This is a genomic window from Burkholderia territorii (assembly GCF_001718335.1).
GTDB lineage: Bacteria > Pseudomonadota > Gammaproteobacteria > Burkholderiales > Burkholderiaceae > Burkholderia > Burkholderia territorii.
Window position 1 is genome coordinate 784,336 of record NZ_CP013366.1, and the last position, 26,965, is coordinate 811,300.

The 26,965-nt window shown below is 66.9% G+C and carries 30 protein-coding genes, 1 tRNA gene, 1 pseudogene and 1 riboswitch; of the genes and pseudogenes, 16 read left to right on the forward strand and 16 right to left on the reverse strand.

Going from position 1 to position 26,965, the window contains the following annotated elements; translation table 11 throughout:
* Positions 1 to 7: 7 nt before the first annotated feature.
* Positions 8 to 841: pseudogene (locus WS51_RS14240) on the reverse strand (class II glutamine amidotransferase).
* A 148-nt stretch (positions 842 to 989) separates the two neighbouring features.
* Entirely contained in the window at positions 990 to 1,319 is a 330-nt protein-coding gene (locus WS51_RS14245) for a carboxymuconolactone decarboxylase family protein (protein ID WP_011883382.1), read from the reverse strand.
* A gap of 131 nt (positions 1,320 to 1,450) precedes the next feature.
* Here WS51_RS14245 and WS51_RS14250 point away from each other — a divergent pair, with 131 nt between their 5' ends.
* Positions 1,451 to 2,398: a cupin domain-containing protein gene (locus WS51_RS14250; protein WP_060328783.1), complete on the forward strand. Its 948-nt coding sequence runs from the start codon at positions 1,451 to 1,453 to the stop codon at positions 2,396 to 2,398.
* 150 nt (positions 2,399 to 2,548) lie between these two features.
* Here the strand turns inward: WS51_RS14250 and WS51_RS14255 are convergent.
* The 9 genes from WS51_RS14255 to ydfG all read right to left on the reverse strand — a co-directional run bounded on the left by WS51_RS14255 (position 2,549) and on the right by ydfG (position 9,067).
* Positions 2,549 to 2,624 (reverse strand) — tRNA-Lys (locus tag WS51_RS14255).
* Between the two features lie 58 nt (positions 2,625 to 2,682).
* Positions 2,683 to 3,432, reverse strand: coding sequence for a tol-pal system protein YbgF (ybgF, locus tag WS51_RS14260; RefSeq protein ID WP_059451368.1), 750 nt, complete (start codon positions 3,430 to 3,432; stop codon positions 2,683 to 2,685).
* Between the two features lie 19 nt (positions 3,433 to 3,451).
* The gene (gene pal, locus WS51_RS14265; protein ID WP_059451369.1) at positions 3,452 to 3,961 is read right to left on the reverse strand and encodes a peptidoglycan-associated lipoprotein Pal; all 510 of its coding nucleotides are present in this window, start codon (positions 3,959 to 3,961) and stop codon (positions 3,452 to 3,454) included.
* A 17-nt stretch (positions 3,962 to 3,978) separates the two neighbouring features.
* Positions 3,979 to 5,274 carry a Tol-Pal system beta propeller repeat protein TolB gene (tolB, locus tag WS51_RS14270; protein WP_059506995.1) on the reverse strand — a complete coding sequence of 432 codons (1,296 nt, stop codon included), beginning with the start codon at positions 5,272 to 5,274 and terminating at the stop codon, positions 3,979 to 3,981.
* A 109-nt stretch (positions 5,275 to 5,383) separates the two neighbouring features.
* A complete protein-coding gene (tolA, locus tag WS51_RS14275) occupies positions 5,384 to 6,448 on the reverse strand; it encodes a cell envelope integrity protein TolA (RefSeq protein ID WP_069229354.1) in 1,065 nt (354 codons plus the stop codon).
* Entirely contained in the window at positions 6,445 to 6,894 is a 450-nt protein-coding gene (gene tolR / locus WS51_RS14280; protein ID WP_006484943.1) for a protein TolR, read from the reverse strand. Before tolR ends, tolA begins: the two co-directional genes overlap by 4 nt.
* Positions 6,895 to 6,904: 10 nt before the next feature.
* Complete coding sequence (gene tolQ, locus WS51_RS14285) at positions 6,905 to 7,582, reverse strand: protein TolQ (protein WP_010091489.1); 678 nt, start codon at positions 7,580 to 7,582, stop codon at positions 6,905 to 6,907.
* 144 nt (positions 7,583 to 7,726) lie between these two features.
* Positions 7,727 to 8,212 carry a tol-pal system-associated acyl-CoA thioesterase gene (gene ybgC, locus WS51_RS14290; protein ID WP_059506997.1) on the reverse strand — a complete coding sequence of 162 codons (486 nt, stop codon included), beginning with the start codon at positions 8,210 to 8,212 and terminating at the stop codon, positions 7,727 to 7,729.
* A gap of 108 nt (positions 8,213 to 8,320) precedes the next feature.
* A complete protein-coding gene (ydfG, locus tag WS51_RS14295) occupies positions 8,321 to 9,067 on the reverse strand; it encodes a bifunctional NADP-dependent 3-hydroxy acid dehydrogenase/3-hydroxypropionate dehydrogenase YdfG (protein WP_059451373.1) in 747 nt (248 codons plus the stop codon).
* 180 nt (positions 9,068 to 9,247) lie between these two features.
* A riboswitch (ZMP/ZTP riboswitch) is annotated at positions 9,248 to 9,348 on the forward strand.
* A gap of 137 nt (positions 9,349 to 9,485) precedes the next feature.
* Here ydfG and glyA point away from each other — a divergent pair.
* From glyA to WS51_RS14330, 7 genes are all read left to right on the forward strand, one after another.
* Positions 9,486 to 10,733 carry a serine hydroxymethyltransferase gene (gene glyA, locus WS51_RS14300; protein WP_069229355.1) on the forward strand — a complete coding sequence of 416 codons (1,248 nt, stop codon included), beginning with the start codon at positions 9,486 to 9,488 and terminating at the stop codon, positions 10,731 to 10,733.
* Positions 10,734 to 10,739: 6 nt separating this feature from the next.
* Positions 10,740 to 11,219: a transcriptional regulator NrdR gene (gene nrdR / locus WS51_RS14305; protein ID WP_006760615.1), complete on the forward strand. Its 480-nt coding sequence runs from the start codon at positions 10,740 to 10,742 to the stop codon at positions 11,217 to 11,219.
* 153 nt (positions 11,220 to 11,372) lie between these two features.
* Positions 11,373 to 11,933, forward strand: a complete 561-nt coding sequence (locus WS51_RS14310; RefSeq protein WP_060022728.1) for a GspH/FimT family pseudopilin — start codon at positions 11,373 to 11,375, stop codon at positions 11,931 to 11,933.
* The gene (locus WS51_RS14315) at positions 11,930 to 12,358 is read left to right on the forward strand and encodes a hypothetical protein (RefSeq protein WP_059868906.1); all 429 of its coding nucleotides are present in this window, start codon (positions 11,930 to 11,932) and stop codon (positions 12,356 to 12,358) included. Before WS51_RS14310 ends, WS51_RS14315 begins: the two co-directional genes overlap by 4 nt.
* Positions 12,342 to 13,181 carry a PilW family protein gene (locus WS51_RS14320; RefSeq protein ID WP_081333566.1) on the forward strand — a complete coding sequence of 280 codons (840 nt, stop codon included), beginning with the start codon at positions 12,342 to 12,344 and terminating at the stop codon, positions 13,179 to 13,181. Before WS51_RS14315 ends, WS51_RS14320 begins: the two co-directional genes overlap by 17 nt.
* 218 nt (positions 13,182 to 13,399) lie before the next feature.
* On the forward strand, positions 13,400 to 13,861 hold the full coding sequence (locus WS51_RS14325; RefSeq protein ID WP_059507163.1) for a pilus assembly protein: 462 nt from the start codon (positions 13,400 to 13,402) through the stop codon (positions 13,859 to 13,861).
* Entirely contained in the window at positions 13,858 to 14,310 is a 453-nt protein-coding gene (locus WS51_RS14330; protein ID WP_059507009.1) for a type IV pilin protein, read from the forward strand. Before WS51_RS14325 ends, WS51_RS14330 begins: the two co-directional genes overlap by 4 nt.
* 62 nt (positions 14,311 to 14,372) lie before the next feature.
* Here WS51_RS14330 and WS51_RS14335 read toward each other — a convergent pair whose 3' ends face one another.
* The 3 genes from WS51_RS14335 to WS51_RS14345 all read right to left on the reverse strand — a co-directional run bounded on the left by WS51_RS14335 (position 14,373) and on the right by WS51_RS14345 (position 15,676).
* Complete coding sequence (locus WS51_RS14335; RefSeq protein ID WP_059450911.1) at positions 14,373 to 14,816, reverse strand: DUF3318 domain-containing protein; 444 nt, start codon at positions 14,814 to 14,816, stop codon at positions 14,373 to 14,375.
* Between the two features lie 43 nt (positions 14,817 to 14,859).
* Positions 14,860 to 15,249, reverse strand: coding sequence for a phage holin family protein (locus WS51_RS14340; protein ID WP_059450910.1), 390 nt, complete (start codon positions 15,247 to 15,249; stop codon positions 14,860 to 14,862).
* A 124-nt stretch (positions 15,250 to 15,373) separates the two neighbouring features.
* On the reverse strand, positions 15,374 to 15,676 hold the full coding sequence (locus WS51_RS14345) for an ElaB/YgaM/YqjD family protein (RefSeq protein ID WP_006754606.1): 303 nt from the start codon (positions 15,674 to 15,676) through the stop codon (positions 15,374 to 15,376).
* Between the two features lie 318 nt (positions 15,677 to 15,994).
* Here WS51_RS14345 and WS51_RS14350 point away from each other — a divergent pair, with 318 nt between their 5' ends.
* Positions 15,995 to 16,633: a peroxiredoxin gene (locus tag WS51_RS14350; RefSeq protein ID WP_059450909.1), complete on the forward strand. Its 639-nt coding sequence runs from the start codon at positions 15,995 to 15,997 to the stop codon at positions 16,631 to 16,633.
* Positions 16,634 to 16,772: 139 nt separating this feature from the next.
* Here the strand turns inward: WS51_RS14350 and WS51_RS14355 are convergent, their stop codons facing one another.
* Complete coding sequence (locus WS51_RS14355) at positions 16,773 to 17,960, reverse strand: acyl-CoA dehydrogenase (RefSeq protein WP_059450908.1); 1,188 nt, start codon at positions 17,958 to 17,960, stop codon at positions 16,773 to 16,775.
* Positions 17,961 to 18,234: 274 nt separating this feature from the next.
* Here WS51_RS14355 and WS51_RS14360 point away from each other — a divergent pair, with 274 nt between their 5' ends.
* Positions 18,235 to 19,026, forward strand: a complete 792-nt coding sequence (locus tag WS51_RS14360) for an IclR family transcriptional regulator (RefSeq protein ID WP_059543566.1) — start codon at positions 18,235 to 18,237, stop codon at positions 19,024 to 19,026.
* Between the two features lie 133 nt (positions 19,027 to 19,159).
* Positions 19,160 to 19,570 carry a GFA family protein gene (locus tag WS51_RS14365; RefSeq protein WP_059450906.1) on the forward strand — a complete coding sequence of 137 codons (411 nt, stop codon included), beginning with the start codon at positions 19,160 to 19,162 and terminating at the stop codon, positions 19,568 to 19,570.
* 218 nt (positions 19,571 to 19,788) lie between these two features.
* On the opposite strand, the gene WS51_RS14370 is transcribed toward WS51_RS14365, so the two are convergent.
* Positions 19,789 to 20,592: an EAL domain-containing protein gene (locus WS51_RS14370; RefSeq protein WP_059450905.1), complete on the reverse strand. Its 804-nt coding sequence runs from the start codon at positions 20,590 to 20,592 to the stop codon at positions 19,789 to 19,791.
* A gap of 378 nt (positions 20,593 to 20,970) precedes the next feature.
* On the opposite strand from WS51_RS14370, the gene WS51_RS14375 reads away from it, so the two are divergent.
* The 5 genes from WS51_RS14375 to fahA are packed head-to-tail and all read left to right on the forward strand — an operon-like array spanning position 20,971 to position 26,928.
* Positions 20,971 to 22,659, forward strand: a complete 1,689-nt coding sequence (locus WS51_RS14375) for an FAD-dependent oxidoreductase (RefSeq protein WP_059847765.1) — start codon at positions 20,971 to 20,973, stop codon at positions 22,657 to 22,659.
* Positions 22,660 to 22,688: 29 nt separating this feature from the next.
* Positions 22,689 to 22,919: a DUF2783 domain-containing protein gene (locus tag WS51_RS14380; RefSeq protein WP_059450903.1), complete on the forward strand. Its 231-nt coding sequence runs from the start codon at positions 22,689 to 22,691 to the stop codon at positions 22,917 to 22,919.
* Positions 22,916 to 24,277 (forward strand): MFS transporter, encoded by a 1,362-nt coding sequence (locus WS51_RS14385; RefSeq protein WP_069229356.1) that lies wholly within the window; start codon positions 22,916 to 22,918, stop codon positions 24,275 to 24,277. Before WS51_RS14380 ends, WS51_RS14385 begins: the two co-directional genes overlap by 4 nt.
* A 15-nt stretch (positions 24,278 to 24,292) precedes the next feature.
* Entirely contained in the window at positions 24,293 to 25,627 is a 1,335-nt protein-coding gene (gene hmgA, locus WS51_RS14390; RefSeq protein ID WP_059807589.1) for a homogentisate 1,2-dioxygenase, read from the forward strand.
* The gene (fahA, locus tag WS51_RS14395; RefSeq protein ID WP_069229357.1) at positions 25,624 to 26,928 is read left to right on the forward strand and encodes a fumarylacetoacetase; all 1,305 of its coding nucleotides are present in this window, start codon (positions 25,624 to 25,626) and stop codon (positions 26,926 to 26,928) included. Before hmgA ends, fahA begins: the two co-directional genes overlap by 4 nt.
* The last annotated feature ends 37 nt before the right edge of the window (positions 26,929 to 26,965 follow it).

The following is a 26,965-nucleotide window of genomic DNA, read 5'->3' on the forward strand; positions in this document are numbered from 1 at the left end:
CTCCTGGCTACTTATGCCTCGGATTGAACACCCGCTGCTGCACATCCGCGCCATGCGCGACGATCGCCGTGCTTTCGGGCACCTCCTCCCATGCACCACGCAGATCGACGAGCGGTTCCGACACGACCATGAACGCGTCGTCGCCCGCTTCGACGATGCGCGGATTGTGCGGATAAAGCTCGTGCAGATGCTTGAACGACGTGCTGTGGAACAGCGAGCGCGATTGCCGTTCGCTCGAATAGCGCACCGCGATGATCCGGTCGCCGTCCGTCGCGCAGATCGTCATGTTGAGCGGCTCGGCGACGCGGTATCGCACGGCGGTTTCCTCGATCACGCCGACCATGCGTTCGAGCGCGGGCAGCGGCGTCTGCTCGAGGCCTTAGGTCAACGCGAGACGGAACATCAGTTCGGAGTCGGTCGATCCTTCGAGTGTCGGAAACAGCGCCGGGTCGACCTTCATCGTCAGGTCGCGGCGCAGCTTGTGGAAGTCGCGAATCAGCCCGTTGTGCACGAACAGCCAGCGGCCATGGCGGAACGGGTGGCAGTTGGTTTCCTGGACGGGCGTATCGGTCGCCGCACGGATGTGCGCGATGAACATCCGCGAGCGAATCGCGCGCGCGGCCTCGCGCAGGTTGCGGTCGTTCCACGCGGGGTGCACGGAGCGGTAGCGGAACGGCAGTTCATCGGGATGGCCATACCAGCCGATGCCGAAGCCGTCGCCATTGGTCGTCGTGGCGCCCAGTTCCGAATGCAGGCTCTGGTCGATCAGCGAATGCTTCGCGCGAAACAGCACGGTCTCGAGATGGATCGGATTACCCGTATAGGCGAGCCAGCGGCACATGGAGCGCTCCTTCGCGATGAATCCTCTCGCGCATGGTAGCCGACTTCGCTTGCGCCGTTATGCGCGGCCGCCGCACGCTCGCTCGCGGGCTCCGCGTCGGCGACAGTCGACGAAGGATGCGGCGGGTGCCGCATCCTTCGGGCGCGCGTCAGTCGCCGAGCGCGTCCATCACGCGGGCCGAGTAGACGAGCGCCGCGCCCGCATTCAGCGCGATCGCGACGCCGAGCGCTTCGGCCACTTCCTCCTTGGTCGCGCCATGCTTCGCGGCTTCCGCCGTGTGCACGGCGATACAGCCGTCGCAGCGCGTCGTGACGGCCACCGCGAGCGCGATCAGTTCGCGCGTCTTCGCGTCGAGATGACCCGTCTTGGCGCCGGCACCGGACAGCGCCTTGTAGCCGGCCAGCGTGTCGGGCGAGAGCTTCGCGATATCGCCGATGCGCGTCGTGAGTTCCTTCCGGTATTCGTTCCAGTTCAGCATGATGCGTCCTTTTCGAGAAGAAGTTGATCGGGCGGCGGATGCCGCGATCTCGGGCGATGCAGGGCCTATTCTGATCGTTCACGCTGAGGGCTTCGATACGTTAGAGTGTCAATTTTTAGCGCAAACGTCTCATGGACGCATTGAGTCAATTGCTGTCGCTGGGCCGCAGTCATGTCGAACTCGATGTGCGGTGCCTGCTCGACGGCCCATTCGCGATGCCGCACGATGCGCTGCCGCCGGGCGAGGCGGCGTTTCACTTGCTGCTCTCCGGTACGTGCGAGCTGCGCACGGCCGACGGGCGCCCGCTGCGGCTGGTCGACGGCGATTTCGTGCTGTTGCCGGCTGGCGACGCGCACGACCTGTTCGATGTCGAAGGCGGCAGCGTGCGGTCGGTCGCGTCGCTGCGGGAGCCCGGCGCGGCCGGCGGCGTGGTGCTGCCGGTCAAGTCGAATCGCGATCTCGCGGCTCCGGCCGATGCGAGTGTCGACCTGCTCTGCGGGCGCTTCGTCTATGCGCGCGGCGCCGGTGACTTGTTGATGCGCACGCTGCCGCGCGTGCTGCATGTCGGGCTGCGCGACGCGTCGGGCCCGGCGTCGCTGCAACTGCTGACGAGCGTGTTGCGCGCGGAGGCATCGAACGCGCAGCCGGGCGCGCGTGCGATCGTGAATGCGCTCGGGCAGGCGCTGCTCGCCTATGCGTTGCGCGCGTACGGCCGCGATGCGCGCGTGCCGGCCGGCTGGCTCGCGCTGGCGGCCGACGCGCGGCTCGGTCCGTCGGTCCAGGCCGTGCTGCAGGCGCCGGCGCAACCGTGGACGGTCGAGTCGCTCGGCGCGGCGTCCGCGATGTCGCGCGCGACCTATGCGCGGCATTTCCGGGAGAAGGCCGGGATGAGCGTCGGCGAATTCGTCGCGCGGATCCGGATGATGCACGCATGCGCATTGCTGCAGGACACGCAGCGCGGTCAGGCGGAGATCGGACAGGCGGTCGGCTATCAGTCGGAGGCGGCGTTCGGCAAGGCGTTTCGCGCGGTGCTCGGCACGACGCCGGGGCGCTGGCGGCGCGCGCAGCGCGGCACGTGAGGTGGCAGGTGCGAGCGTCGTGTTCGACGCACGCATCGTGGCGGCGGGAATGCGGCAGGGGAGGGATGTCTGGCCGGCGCGCATTTGCTTGCGCGACAGCAACAATGAAAAAGGGGCTTCCGGTTTCCCGGAAGCCCCTTCTTGACATCTTGGTAGGCCGTGCGTGACTCGAACACGCGACCAACGGATTAAAAGTCCGCTGCTCTACCAACTGAGCTAACGACCCAAAGAGCAAAAAATTATAGCGGCGGATCGTTGGCCTGTCAACAACCCGTCACGATAATTTATTTGATGCTTTCGATCTTGCCCTGTGCCGTCTGCGCAGCGTTCGATCCGGCGTATTGCGACACGACCTGCTCGAACGTTTTCTTCGCGGCCGCCTTCTGGCCTTGCTCGAGCTGGTTCGTGCCGATCGCGACGAGCGCATCGGCCGCGCGCGGATGCTGCGGATACTTGCTCACGATCGCCTGCCACGTCGCGGTCGAGCCGCGGTAGTCGCGCAGCGCGTATTGCGCGTTGCCGAGCCAGTACTGCGCGGTCGGCTGGTACGGGCTCTGCGGATACTTCGCGATGAAGCTGCGAAACGACGCAGCGGCAGCCTTGAAATTGCCGTTGCGGAATTGCTGCTGCGCCGCGCTGAGCGCATCCGTTTCACCCGGCTGCACGGTACCTTCGACACCATCGATCGTCGCCTGCTGCGGCTCGAACTTCTTGAGCCGCGTGTCGAGATCCTGGTAGTACTCCTTCTGCTGCCGCTCGAGCGTTGTCAGCCGGTTCGTCAGATCCTCGTTCTCGCCGCGCAGCGTCGCGACCTGCTGGTTCAACTGGTCGATACGGCCGGATTGATCGAGGATCGTACGCTGGGCGGCCGACAACTGGCTGGCCAGGTTGTCGCTCTTGCTGCGCAGATCGAGCACGGCGCGGCGCGCCTCGTTGTCGTCGAACATGCCTGCGTGCGCCGGCGCGGCCGACCACGCCGCGCCGACGACGCAGAACGCTGCGGCCATGCGCAGCCAGGATTCACGGTGCGTCATACGGCAATTCTTCCGTTACTTACGGTTGGTAGACGAGGTCGGCGCGACGGTTCTGCGCCCACGATGCTTCGTCGTGGCCCGATGCTTGCGGCTTTTCCTTGCCGAGGCTCACGGCTTCCATCTGCGAGTCGTTCACGCCGAGCAGTGCCATCGCGCGACGGACAGCCTCCGCACGCTTCTGGCCCAGCGCGAGGTTGTACTCGCTCGTGCCGCGTTCGTCGGTGTTGCCCTGGATCAGCACGTGGCGCTGCGGGTGGCTCTTCAGGTACTGCGCGTGTTGCTGCAGCAGCGGCTGGTACTCGTCCTTCACCGAATAGCTGTCGAAGTCGAAGTAGATGCTGCGCTTCGCGAGCGGGCTGTTCGGGTCGTTCAGCGGATCGACGTTCACCTGCGCGACGTTGTCGGCGCTCGGTTGCGTGCTCATCGCGCCCGCGTTGGCCTTGTCGTCGAGCTTCACGCCCGACTTGCACGCTGCGAGCGCGCTGATCATCATCACGGCCAGGGCCAGACGAGCTTTATTCGACATCATGGTTACTCTCCTTGTGGTCATTGCATGAAGGGCCCCCACGACGGCTCACGAACGGAGCCGCCCTGGACGGACAGGATCTGCGGCGGCGCGCTGCCGTCGGAGGGCACTGCTGCCAGCACGTTGCGACCACCCGACTGGGTAGCGTAGAGAAGGTACTGGCCGTTTGCCGCGAAGCTCGGCGATTCGTCGCGATTGGTGTTCGTGATGGCGTTCGCCGCGCCGGTTTGCAGATCCTGGACGTACAGCTTGAACCCCCCACCCGTGCGGGAGATGTAGGCGAGCAGCTTGCCGTCCGGGCTGACGCGCGGGCTGGTGTTGTAGCTGCCGGTGAAGGTCACGCGTTGCGCGGCGCCGGCGCTTTCGCCTTGCGCGGGCATCCGGTAGATCTGCGGCGCGCCGCCGCGATCGCTCGTGAAATAGATCCAGCGGCCGTCCGGCGAGTAGAACGGCTCGGTGTCGATCGAGCTGCTCTGCGTGAGCCGGCGCAGACCGCCGCCGTTTGCATTGACCGAATAGATTTGCGTATTGCCCGTCAGCGACAGCGCAACGGCCAGCGTGTTGCTGTCCGGCGACCACGCCGGCGCGCTGTTGTTGCCCTTCTGGTCGGAGACCATGTAGCGGCGGCCCGTCGGCAGGTCGTGAATGTAGACGATCGGCTTCTTGCGCTCGAACGACACGTACGCAACCTTCGTCCCGCTCGGCGACCACGCCGGCGAGATGATCGGCTCGGTGCTCGACAGCGCGATGCGCGCGTTCTGGCCGTCCGAGTCCGAAATCTGCAGCTGGTAGCGGTTGCCCGTCTTGATCACGTACGACAGACGCGTGGCGAACACGCCGCGCACGCCGAGCAACTTCTGGTAGATGTAGTCGGCGATCTTGTGGCCGGCCGTGCGCAGCGTGTTGTCGTTTGCCGTCAGCGACAGGCCGCCGAGGCTTTGCTGCTTCACGGTGTCGTACAGGATGAAGTTCACCTTGTACTGCCCGTTCGCTTCGCGGTTCACGCTGCCGGCGACGAACGCGTTCGCGCCCTTGGCCTTCCATGCGCCGAGATCGACCGAAGCGGTCTCGGGCACGGGCGTGCTGCCCGCGTCGATATTGGTGAATTTGCCGCTGCGGGCGAGGTCGGCTCGCACGATCGACGTGACCTGCTGCGGCAGGCCCGCCTCGTTCGCGAAGTTCGCGGTGGCGATGGGGAACTGGGTCGAACCGACGCCGGTGATCAGCACGTTGACCTGCGCGTTAGCGGCGCCGCCGGCCGCAATGAGACACGAGGCCACGAGTGCCCTGAAACCTAGTTTCGTCATCAAACTCATGCTTCTTGCTTCCCATGTGACTTGGATCGCTGCGCAACCGCAGAGACAGTAAAAATACCCGATTCGTTCCCGTCCGGCAGCGACGCTCGGAGTGTAAGCGCATTTGCGCTCACTCCGCCGCCTTGAAGGTAATCGTAATGTCGGACGGGGTACGACCGTTAGAATCGGGCGGCAATGGAACCGACGCCTGAATCGCATTGACCACGGCTTGATCCCACCCCGAATTTCCGCTCGAACGGCGGATCGAAACGCTCAGCACGTCGCCCGACGGCGTGCAGCGGATCGCGACGACCGTCGTCAGGCCCGCGCGCTCGCCGCCCCAGACGATGTTCGGCTTCACGCGACGACGCACCTTGTCGGGATAGCCGGGCGATGCGGCGTTGCCGCCGGAGCCCGTGCCGGTACCGCTTTTCGCGAGGCCTTCACCGCCGCCTTCGCCGGCGCCGGACATCCCTTGCAACTGCGCGAGACGCGCGCTGCGCTCGCGGTCGAGCTTCGCCTTCGCCGCCGCATCGGCCTTCGCGCGCGCCGCCGCTTCGGCCTTCGCCTTGGCCTGCGCTTCCGCCTTCGCCTTCGCGGCCGCGTCGGCCTTGGCCTTCGCCGCCTGCTGCGCTTCCTGCTGCGCCTGCTTCTGTTGCTGCAATTTCTGCTGCTGGAGCTTCTGCTGTTCGAGCTTCTGCTGCTCCACGAGCTGCTGTTGCCTGAGTTTCTCCGCCTGCTTCTGCCTTTCGCGCTCGGCGGCCTTTTGCGCGGCGAGGGCGGCAGCCTGCTGGGCCGCGAGTTGCTCGCGCCGGGCTTCTTCCTGCTGGGCCTTCAGTTGCTGCGCGCGGCGCTGCTGCTCGAGCAGCGCTTCCCGGGCGGCCGCTTCCTGTTGCCGTTTCTTCTGCTGCAGCGCGATGTCCGCCTGCTCGTCCCGGACCGGAGGAGGCGGCGGTGCCAGCTTCGCCGGCGGCGTGGGTGCGACGACGGGCCGCGGTGCGGGCACGTCGGGCACCTCGGTCCACAGCTCGGCCTCGGCGCCGGCCGGCGTGCTGTTCTGCCACTGCACGCCGTGATAGAGGAACAGCGCGAGCAGCACGTGCATCAGCGCGGCGAGCGCGAACGCGCGCCAGGTGCCGCGCTCGCGAGGGGGCTGAGACGGATAGGTGCCGTGCGTGGATTGCTGCCGGTTCATTGCGATTTGACGAGGAGGCCGACGCGCTTGACGCCGCGCGCCTTCAGGTCCGACATCACGGTCATGACGGCATCGTACTGCACGGTCTTGTCGGCCGCGATCACGACCGGCTGGTCGGGATGGTCGGCCTGCCGGGCCGAGATGAAGCTGTCGAGCTCGGCCTTCGTCATCGTGTCTTCCTGCGTCGCGCCGGAGTCGCCCTTGTACTTGACGCTCATCGTGCGATCGGCCTTGATGTTGACGACGACCGGCGGCGTCTGTTCCTGCGGAGCCGCATTGCCGACGGTGGGCAGATTGATGATCGACGGGGCCACGAGCGGTGCCGTGACCATGAAGATCACGAGCAGCACCAGCATCACGTCGATGTACGGCACGACGTTGATGTCGGCCATCGCGCGGCGCGAGCGGCCGCCGCGCATGCTGGATCGAATGGGACTTCCTGCCATGGCGCGCTCCTTACTGGGCCTGACGCTGCAGGATGTTCGAGAACTCTTCGATGAAGGTCTCGAAGCGGATCGCGAGGCGGTCGATGTCGTGCGCGTAGCGGTTGTACGCGACCACCGCCGGAATCGCGGCGAACAGGCCGATCGCGGTGGCGACGAGTGCCTCGGCGATGCCGGGTGCGACGTTCGCGAGCGTCGCCTGCTGCACGTTCGCCAGGCCACGGAACGAGTTCATGATCCCCCAGACGGTGCCGAACAGACCGATGTACGGACTGACCGAGCCGACCGACGCGAGGAACGCGAGGTTCGCTTCGAGCACGTCCATTTCGCGCTGGAACGACGCGCGCATCGCGCGGCGCGCGCCATCGAGCACGAGGCCCGGGTCGCTGATGCGCTTTTCCTTTGCCTTCAGGAACTCACGCATCCCCGACTCGAAGATCCGCTCCAGCGCGCCGATCGTGTGGCGATTGTTGGCCGCGCTCTGATACAGCGCCTGCAGGTCGCCGCCCGACCAGAAATCCCGTTCGAAGCGTTCGGTCTGCGCGCGTGCGCGGCGGATCGCGAACCACTTGCGGAAGATGAAGGTCCACGACATCAGCGACAGCAGCAGCAGCAGCCCCATCACGGCCTGGGCCAGCACGCTCGCGTTGAGAACGAGGGAAATGATCGACAGGTCTTGAGAAGTGTTCATAGAGGTTTGAGTAACGTCCCTTCGGGGGTGTCCGGCGAGGGCGCACGGTATGCGTGTGGCGCGGCGCGCCGGCCTGGCCTGGCGCCGAACCTTGCTTAGTATCGATTCAGGAAGGCAAGTTCATAGGCTTTGTCTAAACGGTGCTCATCCGAGCTTCGTTGACAGTACGGCCTGCCCGGCGTCGACGACGGGCCCGCGGTGCAGCGCGTCGAGCACGACCGGCGGGATTGCCGCGGGCCGGATGCCGGTTCGGTCGACGCAGCCGAGACGGATGTGTCCGGCCACGAGCAGCGTGTCGTCACGCCACGCTTCCTGAGTGAATTCCACCGATGCGCGGCCGATGCGCCCGGGCCGGCTCGTGATCGTCAGCGCGTCGTCGAGTCGCGCTGGCGCGCGGTAGTCGAGCGATGTGCTGCGGACGATGAAGATCGCGCCCGTGTCGTCGGCGAGCCGACGCTGGTCGATGCCGCACGCGCGCAGCCATTCGGTACGGGCGCGCTCGAAGAATTTCAGGTAATTGGCATAGAAGACGATGCCGCCTGCGTCGGTGTCCTCGTAGTACACGCGTACCGGCCAGATGAAGCCGGAGTGCGCGTCCGGGGAGCGGGTAGGCTGAGTCATGGCGCGCATTCTACCGGAAGGCCGAGGCCGGATTCGTAACCGATTCGTAACGGAATGTAGTATGGCGCAGCATGCCGCGGGCCGGCCGGAGCCGGCCCCGCGGCTGCGCCAGCCGTGTCAGCCGCGATGGATCGCGAGGCCAGCCGGAGCTTGGGCGACCGGCATCATTTCGATCGTGTTGATGTTGACGTGCGCGGGGCGCGTCGCGATCCAGTAGATCGTGTCGGCGATGTCCTCTGCCGTGAGCGGCTGGACGTTCTGGTACACATTCGCCGCCTTCGCATCGTCGCCGCGGAAGCGGACGTTCGAGAATTCCGTGCCGCCGCACAGGCCCGGCTCGATGTCGGTGACGCGCAGCGGAGTGCCGATCAGGTCGGCGCGCAGGTTCAGACTGAATTGTCTGACGAAAGCCTTGGTCGCACCATATACGTTCCCGCCCGGATACGGATAGGTGCCGGCCACCGAACCCAGGTTGAAGATATGGCCGCGTCCGCGCTCGATCATGCCCGGCAGCAACGCATGGGTGACGGTCACCAGCCCGGAGCAGTTCGTGTCGATCATGGTCTGCCACTCGTCGAGGCTGGCCTTGTGGGCGGGCTCGACGCCGAGCGCGAGGCCGGCGTTGTTGACGAGCACGTCGAGCGCCGCGAATTCGGCGGGAAGGGCCGCCGGCACCGCCTCGACGGCGGCGCGGTCGCGCACGTCGAGCTCGAGCGGCAGCAGTGCATCGCCGAGCTCGGCCGCGAGCGCATCGAGACGATCCTTGCGGCGGGCGGTTGCGACGACGCGGTGGCCGCCCTTGACGAAGGCACGGGCGATGGCGGCGCCGAAGCCGGCGGACGCGCCTGTGACGAACACGATCATTGCTGCTCCTGGTCGGTAACAAAGTAGCGGATGGTATCCCGCAAGCCTACTGAGATTGCGGCACCGCGGCAAGGCGCCGAAGCGCGTCGGCATGGGCGCGTAAAGTCCGACCCTTATTGTTTCGGGGCTGCTGCCGCGCGGTTGCCTATTCATGACGCATCCAATAAACTAACGCGCTCATCACCCCTGCGTGACTGGCGATAGAACCCTTCGGGTTCAAGGTGGAGCATCCCACCGTGAAGCGCGGGGCGCCGTTTTTGCCGTTCGCCTGGGCAGCCGTTGTGCGCCGTCGCGTGCATCGCCGGTGGCTGTCCTGCCTCGCGTCATACGGATTCTTCCGCCACGTCGGGCTGGTTCCGCCAGCAGCGCAATGTACTCGGCCACTCCGGTCAACCTGTACACACTTAACGGAAACCGTATGTTTGACAGAGCCCAAAGCACCATCGCGAACGTCGATCCCGAAATCTTTGCAGCGATCGAGCAGGAAAACCGCCGCCAGGAAGAGCACATCGAGCTGATCGCGTCGGAAAACTACACGAGCCCGGCCGTGATGGCCGCACAGGGCTCGCAGCTCACGAACAAGTACGCGGAAGGGTATCCGGGCAAGCGTTACTACGGCGGCTGCGAGTACGTCGACGTGGTGGAGCAACTGGCGATCGACCGCGTGAAGCAGCTGTTCGGCGCGGAAGCCGCGAACGTGCAGCCGAACTCGGGTTCGCAGGCGAACCAGGGCGTGTTCTTCGCGATGCTCAAGCCGGGCGACACGATCATGGGCATGAGCCTCGCGCACGGCGGGCACCTGACGCACGGCTCCCCGGTGAACATGTCGGGCAAGTGGTTCAACGTCGTGAGCTACGGCCTGAACGAAAACGAAGACATCGACTACGACGCGGCCGAGAAACTGGCGAACGAACACAAGCCGAAGCTGATCGTGGCGGGCGCGTCGGCATTCGCGCTGAAGATCGACTTCGAGCGTCTGGCGAAGATCGCGAAGTCGGTCGGTGCGTACCTGATGGTCGACATGGCGCACTACGCGGGCCTGATCGCGGCGGGCGTGTATCCGAACCCGGTGCCGCACGCGGACTTCGTGACGACGACGACGCACAAGAGCCTGCGCGGGCCGCGCGGCGGCGTGATCCTGATGAAGGCGGAGTACGAGAAGCAGATCAACTCGGCGATCTTCCCGGGCATCCAGGGCGGGCCGCTGATGCACGTGATCGCGGCGAAGGCGGTGGCGTTCAAGGAAGCGCTGTCGCCGGAATTCAAGGCTTACCAGGCAAAGGTGGTCGAGAACGCGCGGGTGCTGGCCGAGACGCTGGTCAAGCGCGGGCTGCGGATCGTGTCGGGGCGTACGGAAAGCCACGTGATGCTGGTGGACCTGCGCGCGAAGCACATCACGGGCAAGGCAGCGGAAGCGGCGCTGGGCGCGGCACACATCACGGTGAACAAGAACGCGATCCCGAACGATCCGGAAAAGCCGTTCGTGACGAGCGGGATCCGCCTGGGCTCGCCGGCGATGACGACGCGCGGCTTCGGCCCGGCGGAAGCGGAGCAGGTCGGCAACCTGATCGCCGATGTGCTCGAGAACCCGGAAGATGCGGCGACGATCGAGCGCGTGCGCGCGCAAGTGGCCGAGCTGACGAAGCGCTTCCCGGTTTATCGCTGATCCGGCATGCGCTGCCCGTTCTGCCGGCACGAGGACACGCAGGTCGTCGACTCGCGCGTGTCCGAAGATGGCGCCGCGATTCGTCGGCGCCGTCGCTGCTCGGCTTGCGACAAGCGCTTCACGACGTACGAGCGGGTCGAGCTGAACCTGCCGGCCGTCGTGAAGAAGGACGGCAGCCGCACGGAGTTCGACCGTCGCAAGATCGTCGCCAGCATGCAACTCGCGCTGCGCAAGCGGCCGGTTGCGGCTGACGCGATCGACGCGGCGGTTGCCCGCATCGAATATCAATTGCTCGCGACCGGCGAGCGTGAAGTGCGTAGCGAGAAGCTCGGCGAACTCGTGATGAACGAGTTGCGCGGCCTCGATACGATTGCCTATGTCCGTTTCGCATCGGTTTATCGCCGGTTCGAGGATGTTTCCGAATTTGCCGACGTGATCGAAGAGTTCCGTCGCGCGTCCCCCTCCAAGCCTCCGCGTAAGCGCTGACGCGCTGCGTCCGTTCATCGTCTTCTCCGTGGGTTCAGTTCGCGCCGATTGTGTCGGCCGCGATCGCATGTCGCCAGTCGGCCGTTCGGCCAATGGCGCGTAGTCGCTTGCGTCGATACAGTCGTCTCATCACGTTGACGGAGGGCGATGGCGATGGGACGGCACCGATCGTGCGTTGAACGATGCATGCAATGCAGCGGCGGCTTTACGCTCGTCGAGCTGATGATCGCGATCGCGCTGGCGGCCGCGATCGGACTATACGCAGTGCCCGCATTCGATCAGTGGCACATGCGCGAACGTGTGGATGCACGCGCGCGCGCGTTGCTCGGCGCGCTGTCGTTCGCGCGCACCGAGGCGACACGTCTCGGCGTGCGCGTGACGCTGTGCAGGGCCGGGCGCGACGGCGACTGCATGCATTCCGGCGAGCGGTGTGACCTCGCGGGATGGTCGTGCGGCTGGCTCGTCAGCGGGCATTTCGACGGACGATCGCGGGTGCTGCGGCGCTATCCGCGCGATGCAGACATTGCGGTCGCGGGGGCGGCGCACGATCTGGCATTTGCTCCGCCGGCGGGCCAGGTGCTTGGCGGGATCAGGCGTTTCGAGCTGCGTCCTCAGCGCATGCTGTCCGGTGACGACGCACGCGTGTCGCGCTGCATCCGGATCGCGGCGGGCGGCCGCGCGCGCGTCGTCACCGGTCGTTGCGAAGCGGCATGACGCGCGCACGCAAGTCGATGCACGGCACGTCGCTGCTCGAAGCGGTGCTCGCCGTCGCGCTGCTCGCGGCGGTGATGCTGGCCGTGACCGGCAGCCAGCTTGCGATGACGCGCGCGCAGCGGGCGACGATCTGGCGTGAACGCGCGCTGTGGCTGGCCGATGCTCGCATTGAGAGCCGGCGCGCAATGGCAGGCGCTGACGATGGCATCGCGGCGCTCGCGTCCGCATCATTGCCCGGCGGCACGAGCGCGCTCGACAATGGGCCGGCGGGAATCCGCTACGTGACGGTCGGCTGGCGTGGGCTCCGCGCTCATGCCGATGCGCCGCCATCGGCGCGCTGCGAAAGTGCACGCTCGGCGGTCGGGCCGCCGTCGTGCGTGCGGATGCCGTTTCGGGAGGCCGGGGCCGATGCCGATGAACGCTGATCGCCGCAGTCACGCGCATACGCTGCTCGAAGTGCTGATCGCGATGACGGTCGGTCTGCTCGTGCTAGCCGCTGCCGGTGCGCTGTACCACGCCCAGCGCGTCGCGCAGCGGCGAGCGGAAGACGGGTTCCGGATGCGCGACGCGGCCGCGACCGCACTGATGCTGATCGGCCAGCAGATCCAGATGGCCGGATTTCGCCCGCTCGATGTGGCAGGGCCGGCGTCGTTGCCGCCGGTGTTCGGCTGTTCCGCGGGGCGTGTGCGAGGTAATGGAGCACAGGTGCACTGCGAAGCCACGCGCGCAGCATCGGACGCATTGCTCGTTCGGTATGTCGGCGATGCGGTGTCGACGTGGCCGACTATTGGGGCGCAGCTGTCGGATTGTCTCGGGCAGGGTGTCGGTGCTGCCGGTGAGCGGGCGCTCGTGGAAAACCGCTTCGACGCGCACGTCAGTCCGTCGACGGGCGAGCCCGAGTTGTACTGCGAGGGAAGCGGGCGCCCGGGCACGCCGCAACCCGTCGTGTCCGGCATCGACCAACTGCGCGTGCGCTACCTGCGTCGCGAAACCGCGCGGTTCGTCGACGCGGGAGCGATGGGCAGTGGCGACTGGCGCAATGTCGTTGCCTTGCATGTGTGCGTCCGTGCGCGTGGCGAACCGATCCACGAGCCGGCGCGTCATGTCGATTGCGACGGCCGCTCGGCCGTTTCGTCGGACGGCCGCGCGCATCTGGTGCTGCATCGAATCGTCGCGCTGCGCAATGACGCGGCCGCATTCACCGATCCCGGCGTTGACGCGGTGCTGGATCCTGGGGTGTTGCAATGATCTGCGCAAGCCGATTCGTAGACGAGCTTGCGACGCGAATCGCGGCAGGCAACGCAACGCAAGGCAGCACAACGCACCTCAACGCGGCGTGCCGCGCTGTCCCGCGACCTGCGACACGCGGTGATGCACCCATGCTGAGCGGAACGCGTTCCCGTATAGGCGTTCCGTCCACGGGCCGCGGCTGGCGTCGCGACGCCGGCCTGGCACTGCCTGCCGTGATCGCGGTCGGCGCGGCAGTCGCCGCGCTGACCGGCACATGGTTCGAATCCGCACTGACGGAATCGCGCCGCACGCGTGCATTGTCGGATCGGCTGATCGCATTTCACGCAGCCGATGCAGCACTGGCAGCCTGCACGGCGCGATTGCTCCGAGGCGGCGCGCCGTACATCGACGAATCCGCGTCAACCGTCGAACCGGACGCATGGCGGCGTGCGCCCGCGCTGAATGTCGCCGAAGCATTCGCACCATTCGCCTCATGGCCGATGGCGAGCGAGCCGCCGCGTTGCCTGATCGAAGCCTGGCGAGGTGTCGGTCCTCGAGGGAGTCGCGCTTATCTCATCACCGCGCGTGGAGTCGGTGGCCATGCGTCAAGCGCGGTCTGGCTGCAGAGCCAGACCGCGCTGCGAGACGGCCGCATCGTCGCGCAACGCTGGCGTCGCGTCGCGGCGGTTCCTCGATGAAACGGCCTGCATCGATGCGCCGGTCGGCAGCGTTCACGTTGCTCGAACTGATGGTCGTGCTTGCGATCGTTGCCGTGCTGGCCGGGTGGGGTATCCCGTCGTATCGCGAGCATGTCGCGCGCACGCATCGCGCATCCGCGGTCGCCGCACTCTATCGCGCGGCGCAGTATCTCGAAACGCTTGATGGCGCGCCGCCACGCACGCTGCCACACGCATATTCGCACGCGCCCCCGGACGGGCAGGCGGTCTACGACGTGGCCCTGCGGCTAGCAGACGGCAACGGTGCGCCGGTGGCCTACGAACTCGTTGCCCGCCCGCTCGATGCAGGCCCGATGCGCGACGACGCATGCGGCGCGTTCACGCTGCGTGCTGATGGCACCAAAGGCAACGCGGGATCGAAAGCTGCAGAAGCCGATTCGCTGCAGCGGACATGCTGGGGCGTGCGTTGATCACACGATCACACACGGAAAACGCACATCGGCGCGAGGCCGTGCGCGCTGGTCGTAGCTCGTCAGTCGCCGTTCGCGGCGGTTTCGCGCTCGTCGCGCGACTGTTTCCAGATCCGGTAGACCTCCCACGCTGCGAAGCCGACGGTGCCCCACTTCAACGCCGGGCCCGCGCTCGCGCGCAGCAGCGAGCGAACGGGTTTCGCCAGCACGAGCGACGCGAGCGAACTCAACATCGGGTACTGGTTGACGAGGTGGCCGAGGCTCGCATTCAGGTTCTTGGCGGACTGGCTGAACCTGGTGCCGGACAGGCCGGGGACGAACACCTTGAGCCAACTGAAGCGCGTGACGGCGTGGCGCACTTCGGCTGCGGCTTCGGCAAGCTCGAGCCGCTCGACCTCGGATCGCAGGATCAGCAATTCCTTGCGGAGCGCGCGATGCTGCGATGCGCTCCAGTTCGATCGCGACGAATGGGGGCGGGCGGAATGGCCCGTGACGTTCTGGCTCATGGCGCGTCGGCGAAGTAGGTGAGAGAGGGGAACGCGGTTGCGTTCACGGCTTGCCGCGGAAAATTTCGCGGTCTTTCTCGAGCTCGGCGAGCGTCGCCTCGAACACGGTCGGCGCGTCGCGCAGGCCCGAACGCGCCTTCCACGCACAGGCGATGGCCGCGATTGCGTACAGCGCGGTGATGGCGGCGAGCGACTGCCAGCGATAGGTATCCCAGAATGCAATCGCGACGAGCACGGTCAGGCTGATGAGCGCCATCGTCGCGAGCATCATGGCCGCGAGCCCGAGGAACAGCACGCCCATCAGGCGTTCCTTCTCCTCGGCGAGCTCGATGCCGACCAGTTCGAGGCGCGTTTGCAGCAGGCCGATCGCGGAGCCGACGAGGCGGCGCAGCGGTCCTTGGCCGGACGGCTGCGGGTGGGTGTCTGTCGTCATGGATGAGGCGCTTGTGCGCGCAATGAGCGGCTAGGGCAATGCCAGCCGGCGGCGAACCGCCGGCTAGCCTCGGCACTCACGCGCCGCACGGGGCGGCGCATGAGGAGCAACGGCGCTGCGCGCGTTACTTGCGGTTGATCAGCAGGCCGATCAGCACACCGACGCCCGCGGCGACGCCGATCGACGTCCACGGATGCTCATGCACGTAGTCGTCGGTCGCGCGCGCGGCCTTCTTGCCTTTCTCGACCACCACGACCTGGACGTCGGTTGCCTTTTCCTTGGCCTGCTTCAGGCGCGACATGGCTTTCTCGCGCAGCTCGGCCGCACGGTCGCCCGTGCTGCTCGCTGCCTGCTTGAGCAGATCCTCGGCGTCCGCGAGAACGGTTTTGATATCCGACATCAGTTTCTCCTTGTTGATTTCCGACATTGCAACTCCCTTCATGCTGTCATGCTGCAGGTTCACATCGTAGCGAAACCCCTGCCTGCTGGCGAGCCGGGAAGACACGCGGCGGCGGTGCAAGACCACATGGTAAATGACTCGTCAGCATTGACAGAGCCGCAAATGCTGCGAAAAGTTTCCGTTGCGGACGTCCGGACTGCCCGGATACCGGGTAAAAATGACAAAAAAGTATGAATATCAAACGGAATAATCGTTCGCACGGCCCATTGCTTCCCGTAAGCTGATGGACTGTCCCGCGCCGTCCGGCGCGCGGTTTCAACCAGCATCGTTCGAGGAGGGAACATCATGAGTCTGCGTCTTGGTGACATCGCACCGGATTTCGAGCAGGAATCGAGCCTGGGCCCGATCAAGTTTCACGAGTGGCTGGGCGACAGCTGGGGCGTCCTGTTCTCGCACCCGGCCGACTACACGCCGGTATGCACGACCGAACTCGGGCTGACCGCGAAGCTGAAGGGCGAATTCGAGAAGCGCAACGTGAAGGTGATCGCGCTGTCGGTCGACGGCGTCGAATCGCACAAGGGCTGGATCAACGACATCAACGAAACGCAGTCGACCGTCGTCGGCTTCCCGATCATCGCCGACGCGGACCGCAAGGTGTCGCAGCTGTACGACATGATCCATCCGAACGCGAACGAAACGCTGACGGTGCGCTCGCTGTTCGTGATCGATCCGAACAAGAAGGTGCGGCTCATCATCACCTATCCGGCGAGCACCGGCCGTAACTTCGACGAAGTGCTGCGCGTGATCGACTCGCTGCAGCTGACGGACAACTACAAGGTCGCGACGCCCGGCAACTGGAAGGACGGCGACGACGTCGTGATCGTGCCGTCGCTGCAGGATCCGGAAGAGCTGAAGAAGCGCTTCCCGAAGGGCTTCAACGCGGTGCGTCCGTACCTGCGCCTCACGCCGCAGCCGAACAAGTAAGCAGCGTCTGTCGCATCGGCGGCGCGTGACGAACGCGTGCCGATGAAAACGGCCCGCCGGGCAGCGATGCCGGGCGGGCCGTGTCGTTTTCGGCGGCGCCCCTATGACGAGACGGATGCCGCGTATCGCGCCGGAATGATCAGAAGAAAGCCTGGATGCCCGTCTGCGCGCGGCCGAGGATCAGTGCGTGGATGTCGTGCGTGCCTTCGTACGTGTTCACCACTTCGAGGTTCACGAGATGGCGCGCGACGCCGAATTCGTCCGAGATGCCGTTGCCGCCGAGCATGTCGCGCGCGAGCCGCGCGATGTCGAGCGCCTTGCCGCACGAGTTGCGCTTCATGATCGACGTGATCTCGACGGCCGCCGTGCCTTCGTCCTTCATCCGGCCGAGACGCAGCACGCCCTGCAGGCCGAGCGTGATCTCGGTCTGCATGTCGGCGAGCTTCTTCTGGATCAGCTGGTTCGCGGCGAGCGGCCGGCCGAACTGCTTGCGATCGAGCACGTACTGGCGCGCGGTGTGCCAGCACGATTCGGCCGCGCCGAGCGCGCCCCAGGCGATCCCGTAGCGCGCCGAGTTCAGGCACGTGAACGGGCCGCGCAGGCCGCTCACGTTCGGCATCAGGTTCTCTTCGGGCACGAACACTTCATCGAGGACGATCTCGCCGGTGATCGACGCGCGCAGCCCGACCTTGCCGTGAATCGCGGGCGCCGACAGGCCCTTCCAGCCTTTTTCGAGAATGAAGCCGCGGATCGCGTCCTTGCCGTTTTCTTCCAGTTTCGCCCACACGACGAAGACATCGGCGATCGGCGAGTTGGTGATCCACATCTTCGCGCCGGACAGCGAGTAACCGCCGGGCACCTTCTTCGCGCGCGTGACCATGCTGCCCGGGTCGGAGCCGTGGTTCGGCTCGGTCAGCCCGAAGCAGCCGATCCATTCGCCGCTCGCGAGCTTCGGCAGGTATTTCTGCTTCTGTGCGTCGGAGCCGAATTCATGGATCGGCACCATCACGAGCGACGACTGCACGGACATCATCGAGCGGTAGCCGGAGTCGACGCGCTCGACTTCGCGCGCGATCAGCCCGTAACTCACGTAATTGAGACCGGGGCCACCGTATTCTTCCGGAATCGTCGGGCCGAGCAGGCCGATCTCGCCCATCTCGCGGAAGATCTCGGCGTCGGTGCGTTCATGGCGGAACGCCTCCGTGACGCGCGGCGCGAGCTTGTCGCGCGCGTATGCGTGCGCGGCATCGCGCACCATGCGTTCTTCCTCGGTCAGTTGCTGGTCGAGCAACAGCGGATCATCCCAATGAAAAGTTGCAGCAGTCATCGTGTCATCTCCTGTCGGCCAGAGTTAGCGCTTTAGCGCTTACTCTGGCCCCATGCTTCGCGGTCGGCCAGAGTTTGGCACTTCAGCGCTTGCTCTGGCCCCATGCTTCGCCGTCGGCCAGAGTTGGCGCTTTCAGCGCTTGCCCTGATCCCATCGTTTATGGTCGGTCCCGGGGTGTGGCGATTCGCTGCCTCGCCCGATGTCAAAAGTTCGCTTGACTAGAGTTCCGCTGTGCGGAACAATGTTTTGCAAAACGAACCCAGTGTAGCATCACATGGCGCTTTCAACCATCGACGAAACCACGATCGACGAACGCAAGTTCGTCGTTGCGCTCGCGCGCGGCCTCGACCTGCTGCGCGCATTCCGGCCCGGCGAGACGATGCTCGGCAATCGCGACTTCGCCGAGCGCACCGGCCTGCCCAAGGCGACGGTGAACCGGCTTGCCTATACGCTGACCGTGCTCGGTTACCTGCGTTATGACGAGACGCTCGGAAAGTATGCGCTCGACGCCGGCGTGCTGTCGCTCGGCTACGCGCTGCTGTCCGGCTCGGGGACGCTCGATCTCGCCCGCCCGCACATGCAGGCGCTCGCGCGCGAAATCGGCGCGGCCGTGTCGCTCGGCTGCCGCGACGGGCTCGACATGATCTATCTGGAAACGATCCGCAGCGAAACCGCGCTGACGCTCGGGCTTGCGCCCGGCTCGCGGCTGTCGATGCTGACGAGTTCGATGGGCCGTGCGTACCTGGCCGCGCAGCCGGAGGACGTGCGCCGCGCGCTCTATGCGGATCTGCACCGGGCGGCCGGCGGCGCGGCCGACGCGGATGCGCTCGTCGCGGCCGCGCAACAGGCGGTGGCCGAGTTCTCCGCGGGCGGATGCTGCTATTCGTTCCGCGCGTGGCACATGGACGTGAACGCGGCGGCCGTGCCGTTTCGCGAGCCGCGCGAGGGGCGCTGGCTGATCCTGAGCTGCAGCGGGCCCGCGTCGTCGATGGACGAGGACGTGTTCCGCACGCAGATCGGGCCGAAGCTGAAGGCGCTCGCGCAGCGACTCGGGCAGACAGTCTGAACCGGGCATCGCGAGCGGCGCGCCGCGTCGCGCCGCGCCGGCCGCCCGTCGGATGGGCGCCGCCGCCGGTTGCGCCGCGCGCGAACCGCGCTCATCATCGTCTACGGATTGCGCGACGACGACGAGGCTCGGGATGTCCCACCTGGAAACCATGGAAGGCGGTTGTGCATGCGGGGCGATCCGCTACCGGATCGCCGGCATTCCGGCCGATGCAGGCTTTTGCCATTGCCGGCTCTGTCAGCGCACGACGGGTGCGGCGGTCGTTGCGTCGGCATCGGTCCCGCTCGACGCATTCGAATACCTGCGGGGCGAGCCGACGGTCTATGCGTCGAGCGCCTGGGGCGAGCGGCGCTTTTGCGGCCGCTGCGGTGCGCAGCTGGAGTATCGTCTGGCCGATGCGCCGAAGACCGTGGAAATCAACTATGCGACGCTCGACGAACCGGCGCTGCTGCGTCCCGCGTGGCACGTCTGGTACGGGGATCGCTTCCCGGGCATCGAGATCGACGACGATCTGCCGAAATTCGACGACGGTGGAAGGGCATAGGCGGCGGTTGTCGATGCTGCCGGCGTCGACACGTTGCGCAAGCGTGTTGGACCTTCCACGGATGAGCAGAAGCAGAAGCAGAAGCGGAAGCGGAACCGGAACCGGAACCGGCCGGCATCGCGCAACGATGCACGCCACCCCCGATTCCCGACGCAATCACCGCCCGCGGACTGCGCCATCGGACGCTTCGCACCCAGCGCGGGCCGACGATTACCCGTTCACGCCGGGACGACCTTCGCGAACACCGGCCCCTGCATGAACCGCACGTCGTGCTGGCGCAGCAGCTCGCACTGCGTCTCGTCGACGACGCCATCGAAAATCAGCGGAATCCGCACGCGCTGCGCATACGCGACCAGCGCCTTCACCATCCCGTCACGCAGCGCGATGCCCGCATCCATCTTGATGTAGTCGGGCCGCGCCATCTCCGATTCGACCGCGAGGATCCGGCCCGGGTCGGGCAGCTTGTCCGCAACCTTGAAGCCGTGATGCTGGTAGCTGCGCGTCAGGTAACCGAGGAAGGTCTTGTGCGCGACGGCGGCCGCCGGCAGCTCGATCACGATCCGCTCGGCCGGCAGCCCGAAACGCTGCAGAACCGACGAGAAATGCTTGCCGTGGTCGTACTTCACGCTCTTGAGCAACCGTTCGTGCACGCGCAGGAACAGCAGCCCGTGGCGTTGCGCGCCGAAGAAGTTGATCGCGTGCAGCGCGCGCGACAGCCGGTCGATCGCGACGAGCGTCTGGTCGTCGACGGCCGAGTCGACCGGATCGTGCGCCGAACCCGTGACCAGCGTGACCGCCTGGAAGCCGAGTTCGTCGCCGTAACGCTCGATCGCGTCGGCGAACGACGTCGACTGCGGCGCGCCGGGCATCGTCACGTCGTAGATCGGCTCATAGGCGCTCGCGAGCGTGCGCTCCGGCAGCGTTGCGCACGCGGTGCCGCCCTCGGCAAGCGCAAGGTGTTCGCGCAGATACGGCAATTGCCCGGCACGGACGACCAGCTCGGGAATGTTGGGCGGAATCATCGGCGTAGGAAGGAAAAATGGCGGCCGAAAGGGCCGCCTCATGTCTTGATATTAGCAGCGCGCGCCCGGCTCGGCTTGGCGTTTCGCTCATATCGTTATCCCGTCCTCGCGTCGATGGCTAGGGTTTACGTTGATTTCACTATTCGTAATTGGTTTTACTATTCGTAAATCCAAGGATTTGTCGCCGATCAAGAAAAGCGGCGTTCGGCGCCCGGAGCGGCGCCGTGTCCCGAATCGGATCAACAGGAAGCAAGGAGCGAGACGTGGCGGTTGACAGCAGGTGGGCGAGGCAGGGCGGGCCGCGGCAGCGGCGGGCAACGGGCACGAGCGGGACGAAGCCGTGCGCGTCGGCGAGCGCACGGCGGGGCTGAGGAGCGGATGGCGACCATGAGCATCGATTACCAGACGCTGAAGTTCGACTACAAGCCGCGCGCGACGCGGGCCGGCGGCGGCGACGCGGCGATCCACCCGGTGATCGTCGTCGGCGCGGGCCCGGTGGGCCTGTCGGCCGCGATCGACCTCGCGCAGCAGGGCGTGCCGGTCGTGCTGCTCGACGACGACGACACGCTGTCGACGGGCTCGCGCGCGATCTGCTTCGCGAAGCGCACGCTCGAGATTTTCGACCGGCTCGGCTGCGGCGAGCGCTTCGTCGACAAGGGCGTGAGCTGGCACGTCGGCAAGGTGTTCCTGCAGGACGAGCAGCTGTATGCGTTCGACCTGCTGCCGGAGGAAGGCCACGCGCGTCCGGCATTCATCAACCTGCAGCAGTACTACGTCGAAGGCTATCTGGCCGAGCGTGCGTTCGCGCTGCCGAACATCGACATCCGCTGGAAGCACAAGGTAACCGGTGTCGCGCAAGCGGCCGAACACGCGACGCTCACGGTCGAGACGCCGGAAGGCATCGAGACGCTGCGCGCGCAATACGTGATCGCGGCCGACGGCTCGCGCAGCCCGATACGCGCGGCCATGGGCCTCGAGAGCCGCGGCCGCACGTTCAAGGACCGTTTCCTGATCGCCGACGTGAAGATGAAGGCGGAATTCCCGACCGAGCGCTGGTTCTGGTTCGATCCGCCGTTCCACCGCAACCAGTCGGTGCTGCTGCATCGTCAACCCGACAACGTGTGGCGCATCGACTTCCAGCTCGGCTGGGACGCCGATCCGGTCGCGGAGAAGCAGCCGGAGCGGGTCATTCCGCGCGTGCGCGCGCTGCTCGGGCCGGACGTCGAGTTCGAGCTCGAATGGGTGAGCGTCTATACGTTCCGCTGCCAGCGGATGGATACGTTCCGGCACGGCCGCGTGCTGTTCGCGGGCGATTCCGCGCACGGCGTGTCGCCGTTCGGCGCGCGCGGCGCGAACAGCGGCGTGCAGGACGCGGACAACCTCGCGTGGAAGCTGAAGCTCGTGCTCGACGGCCGCGCGGACGACCGCCTGCTCGACACGTATGCGAGCGAACGCGAATTCGCGGCCGACGAGAACATCCGCAACTCGACGCGCTCGACCGATTTCATCACGCCGAAGAGCGCGGTGTCGCGCGTGTTCCGCGACGCGACGCTGAAGCTTGCACGCGACTGCGAATTCGCGCGCAAGCTCGTGAACAGCGGCCGTCTGTCGGTGCCGGCCGTACTCGCCGATTCGCCGCTGAATACGCCGGACCGCGCTGGCGACGCGTTCGCGTGCGCGATGCGCCCGGGCGCGGCGGCGGCCGATGCGCCGGTGCGCGCGCAGGGCGTGCCGGGCTGGCTGCTGCGGCACCTGGGCGACGGTTTCACGGGCGTGCTGTTCGGGCTGCCGGGCGACGCCGCCGCGCTCGCGCAGGCGCTCGACGGCCTGGCGCTGCCGGTGCGGCCGGTGCTGGTCGTGCCGGCCGGGCATGCGCAACCGGTGGCCGGGGTCGACGTCGTGGAGGACGTCGACGGCCTCGCCGCGCAACGCTACGACGCGAAGCCGGGCACGTTCTACCTGCTGCGCCCCGACCAGCACGTCTGCGCGCGGATGCGCTCGCTCGAGCGCCACGCGATCGCCGACGCGCTGGCGCGCGCGACGTGCGCGCGCGCAACACCGCATTGAACACGACAACGATAACGGAGACACCCGTCATGCCCCGACTCGACACCCGCCCGCGCCTGGCCGATCCGGATGCGTTCTACGAAGCGCTGATCGACATGCATCGCGATTTGTCCGACGCCGACAGCCAGCTCGTCAACGCGAAGCTGATCCTGCTGCTCGCGAACCATATCGGCGATGCCGACGTGCTGCGCGAAGCGATGGCGCTCGCGCGCCAGGGCGTGACGCCGCCCGTGCATCCGACGGCCGAGGTGGCGCAATGAGCGCGGCGCCGGCCGACACGCGCGTGCTCGAGGTCGAGCGCGTGATCGACGAGACCCACCGCCCGGGTTTTCACTGGATGCTGCTCGCGTTGTGCGGGCTGTGTCTCGTGATCGACGGCTTCGATGCGCAGGCGATGGGCTATGTCGCGCCCAGCGTGATCGCCGAATGGGGCGTGCCGAAGCAGGCGCTCGGGCCGGTGTTCAGCGCGAGCCTGTTCGGGATGCTGCTCGGCGCGCTCGGGCTGTCGGTGCTGGCCGACCGGATCGGGCGGCGCCCGGTGCTGATCGGCTCGACGCTGTTCTTCGCGGCGACGATGCTCGCGACGCCGTTCGCGGGTTCGATCCCGGTGCTGATGGCGCTGCGCTTCGTCACGGGCCTCGGCCTCGGCTGCATCATGCCGAACGCGATGGCGCTGGTCGGCGAATTCAGCCCGGCCGCGCATCGCGTGAAGCGGATGATGATCGTGTCGTGCGGCTTCACGCTCGGCGCCGCGATCGGCGGCTTCATCAGTGCGGCGTTGATTCCGGCGCTCGGCTGGCGCTCGGTGTTCTTCGTCGGCGGCGCGGTGCCGCTCGTGCTGACCGTCGCGATGCTCGCGCGGCTGCCCGAGTCGCTGCAGTTCCTGGTGCTGAAGGGGCGCGACGCGCACGCGCGCGCGTGGCTCGCGCGCTTCGCGCCGCAGGCCGGTATCGATGCGAACACGCGCATCGTCGTGCGCGAGCGTGCGACGAGCGGCGCGCCGGTCGCCGAGCTGTTCCGCGAAGGCCGCTTGCCGGTCACGCTGCTGCTGTGGGCCATCAGCTTCATGAACCTGATCGACCTGTACTTCCTGTCGAACTGGCTGCCGACGGTGATGCGCGACGCGGGCTATTCGCCGGGCACGGCCGTGATCGTCGGCACGGTGCTGCAGACGGGCGGCGTGATCGGCACGCTGTCGCTCGGCTGGTTCATCGAACGCTACGGCTTCGTGCGCGTGCTGTTCGCGTGCTTCGCGTGCGCGGCCGTCTCGGTCGGGCTGATCGGCTCGGTCGCGCATGCGCTGCCGTGGCTGCTGATCGTCGTGTTCGCGGGCGGATTCTGCGTGGTCGGCGGGCAGCCGGCCGTGAATGCGCTCGCGGGCCAGTATTACCCGACGTCGCTGCGCTCGACCGGCATCGGCTGGAGCCTCGGCATCGGCCGGATCGGCTCGGTGCTCGGGCCGCTCGTCGGTGGACAACTGATTGCGCTCAACTGGACCAACGGCGCGTTGTTCCACGCGGCCGCGGTGCCCGTGCTGTGCTCGGCGCTGTTCGTGCTGGGACTGGCCGCCGTCGCGCGGCGCAGCGGTGCGCAGGCGCCGAACGCCGCCATGAATTGATGGAGAAAGGAAACGATGACGCTTGACCTGTCGACACCGGCGCGAGCCGGCTACCTGAGCGGTTTCGCGAACGAATTCGCGACGGAGGCACTGCCCGGCGCGCTGCCGCACGGGCGCAACTCGCCGCAGCGCGCGCCGTACGGGCTGTATGCGGAGCAACTGTCGGGCACCGCGTTTACCGCGCCGCGCAGCCACAATCGCCGCTCGTGGCTGTACCGGATCCGGCCGGCGGCCGTGCACCGGCCGTTCGAACCGTTCGCGAGCCCGCAACGGCTCGTGTCGGAATTCGGCGACTCGGCCGACGTGCCGCCGACGCCGCCGAACCAGCTGCGCTGGGATCCGCTGCCGATGCCGGTGGAGCCGACCGATTTCGTCGAAGGGCTCGTGACGATGGCCGGCAACGGCTCGGCGGCTGCGATGAACGGCTGCGCGATCCACCTGTACGCGGCGAACCGCTCGATGCAGGACCGCTTCTTCTACAGCGCCGACGGCGAACTGCTGATCGTGCCGCAACAGGGCCGGCTCTTCATCGCGACCGAATTCGGCCGGCTCGATGTCGAGCCGTTCGAGATCGCGGTGATCCCGCGCGGCGTGCGTTTTTCCGTCGCGCTGCCGGACGGCGACGCGCGCGGCTATATCTGCGAGAACTTCGGCGCGCTGCTGCGACTGCCCGACCTTGGGCCGATCGGTTCGAACGGGCTCGCGAACCCGCGCGATTTCCTCACGCCGCAGGCCGCGTACGAGGATCGCGAAGGCGCGTTCGAGCTGATCGCGAAGCTGAACGGGCGCCTGTGGCGCGCGGATATCGGACATTCGCCGTTCGACGTCGTCGCGTGGCACGGCAACTACGCGCCGTACAAATACGACCTGCGCCTGTTCAACACGATCGGCTCGATCAGCTACGACCATCCCGATCCGTCGATCTTCCTCGTGCTGCAGTCGCCGAGCGACACGCCCGGTGTCGACACGATCGACTTCGTGATTTTTCCGCCGCGTTGGCTCGCGGCCGAGGATACGTTCCGCCCGCCGTGGTTCCACCGCAACGTCGCGAGCGAGTTCATGGGCCTCGTGCACGGCGCGTACGACGCCAAGGCCGAAGGGTTCGTGCCGGGCGGCGCGAGCCTGCACAACTGCATGTCGGGCCACGGGCCGGATGCGGACACGTTCGAGAAGGCGTCGGCGAGCGACACGACGAAGCCGCACAAGGTCGACGCGACGATGGCGTTCATGTTCGAAACCCGCACGTTGATCCGTCCGACGCGCTTCGCGCTCGACACCGCGCAGCTGCAGGCCGACTACTTCGAATGCTGGCAAGGCATCAAGAAACACTTCAATCCGGAGCAAAGATGAGCGACACCCAAGACTGGCGCGCGACGCTCGACCCCGCCCGCAAGAGCTGGGTCGACACGGCGAACGATCCCGCCTGCGATTTCCCGATCCAGAACCTGCCGTTCGGGATCTTCAGCGATCCGAATCAACCGGCGCGCCGCGCGGGCGTCGCGCTCGGCGACCGCATTGTCGACCTCGCCGCGCTCGCGCGTGCGGGCCTCGTGACGCTGCCGGCCAGCGCCGACGTGTTTGCCGCGCCGACGCTCAATCCGTTCATCGCGCTCGGTCGCGACGCGTGGCGCAGCGTGCGCGTGCAGCTGTCGCAGCTGTTCTCGCGCGACGACGCGCGACTGCGCGATGACGCCGCGCTGCGCGCGCAAGTGCTCGTCGCGCAGCGCGATGCGACGCTGCACCTGCCGGTCGACATTCCCGGCTACACCGATTTCTATTCGTCGAAAGAGCATGCGACCAACGTCGGCTCGATGTTTCGCGATCCGAAGAATGCGTTGCTGCCGAACTGGTCCGAGATGCCGATCGGCTACAACGGCCGCGCGTCGTCGGTGGTCGTGAGCGGCACGCCGGTGCGGCGCCCCAACGGGCAACTGAAGCTGCCCGACCAGGAGCGCCCGGTGTTCGGCGCATGCCGCAAGCTCGACATCGAGCTGGAGACCGGGTTCATCGTCGGCAAGGGCAACGCGCTCGGCGAGCCGATCGCATGCGAGGATGCCGAAGCGCACATCTTCGGGATGGTGCTGCTGAACGACTGGAGCGCGCGCGACATCCAGCAGTGGGAATACGTGCCGCTCGGCCCGTTCAATGCGAAAACCTTCGCGACGACGATCTCGCCATGGATCGTCACGCTCGATGCGCTCGAACCGTTTCGCGTCGCGCAGCCCGAGCAGTCGCCGCAGCCGCTCGAATATCTGCGGCACGCCGGCAAGCACGCGTTCGACATCGCGCTGGAAGTAACGCTGCGCCCCGAAGGCGCCGCCGAGGCGACGTCGATCTGCCGCACCAACTTCCGTTACATGTACTGGACGATGGCGCAGCAGCTCGCGCATCACACGGTCGCGGGCTGCAACACGCGCGTCGGCGATCTGATGGGTTCGGGCACGATCAGCGGGCCGACGAAGGACTCGTTCGGCAGCCTGCTCGAACTCACGTGGAACGGCAAGGAACCGCTCGCGCTGAACGGCGGCGGCAGCCGCGCGTTCATTGAGGACGGCGACGAACTGACGCTCGCGGGCTGGTGCCAGGGCGACGGCTATCGCGTCGGCTTCGGCGCGTGTGCCGGCAAGATCCTGCCGGCGCACGGCGCGTGACGGACTGCACCGCGACTCGCGACGCGTAGTAGCAAGG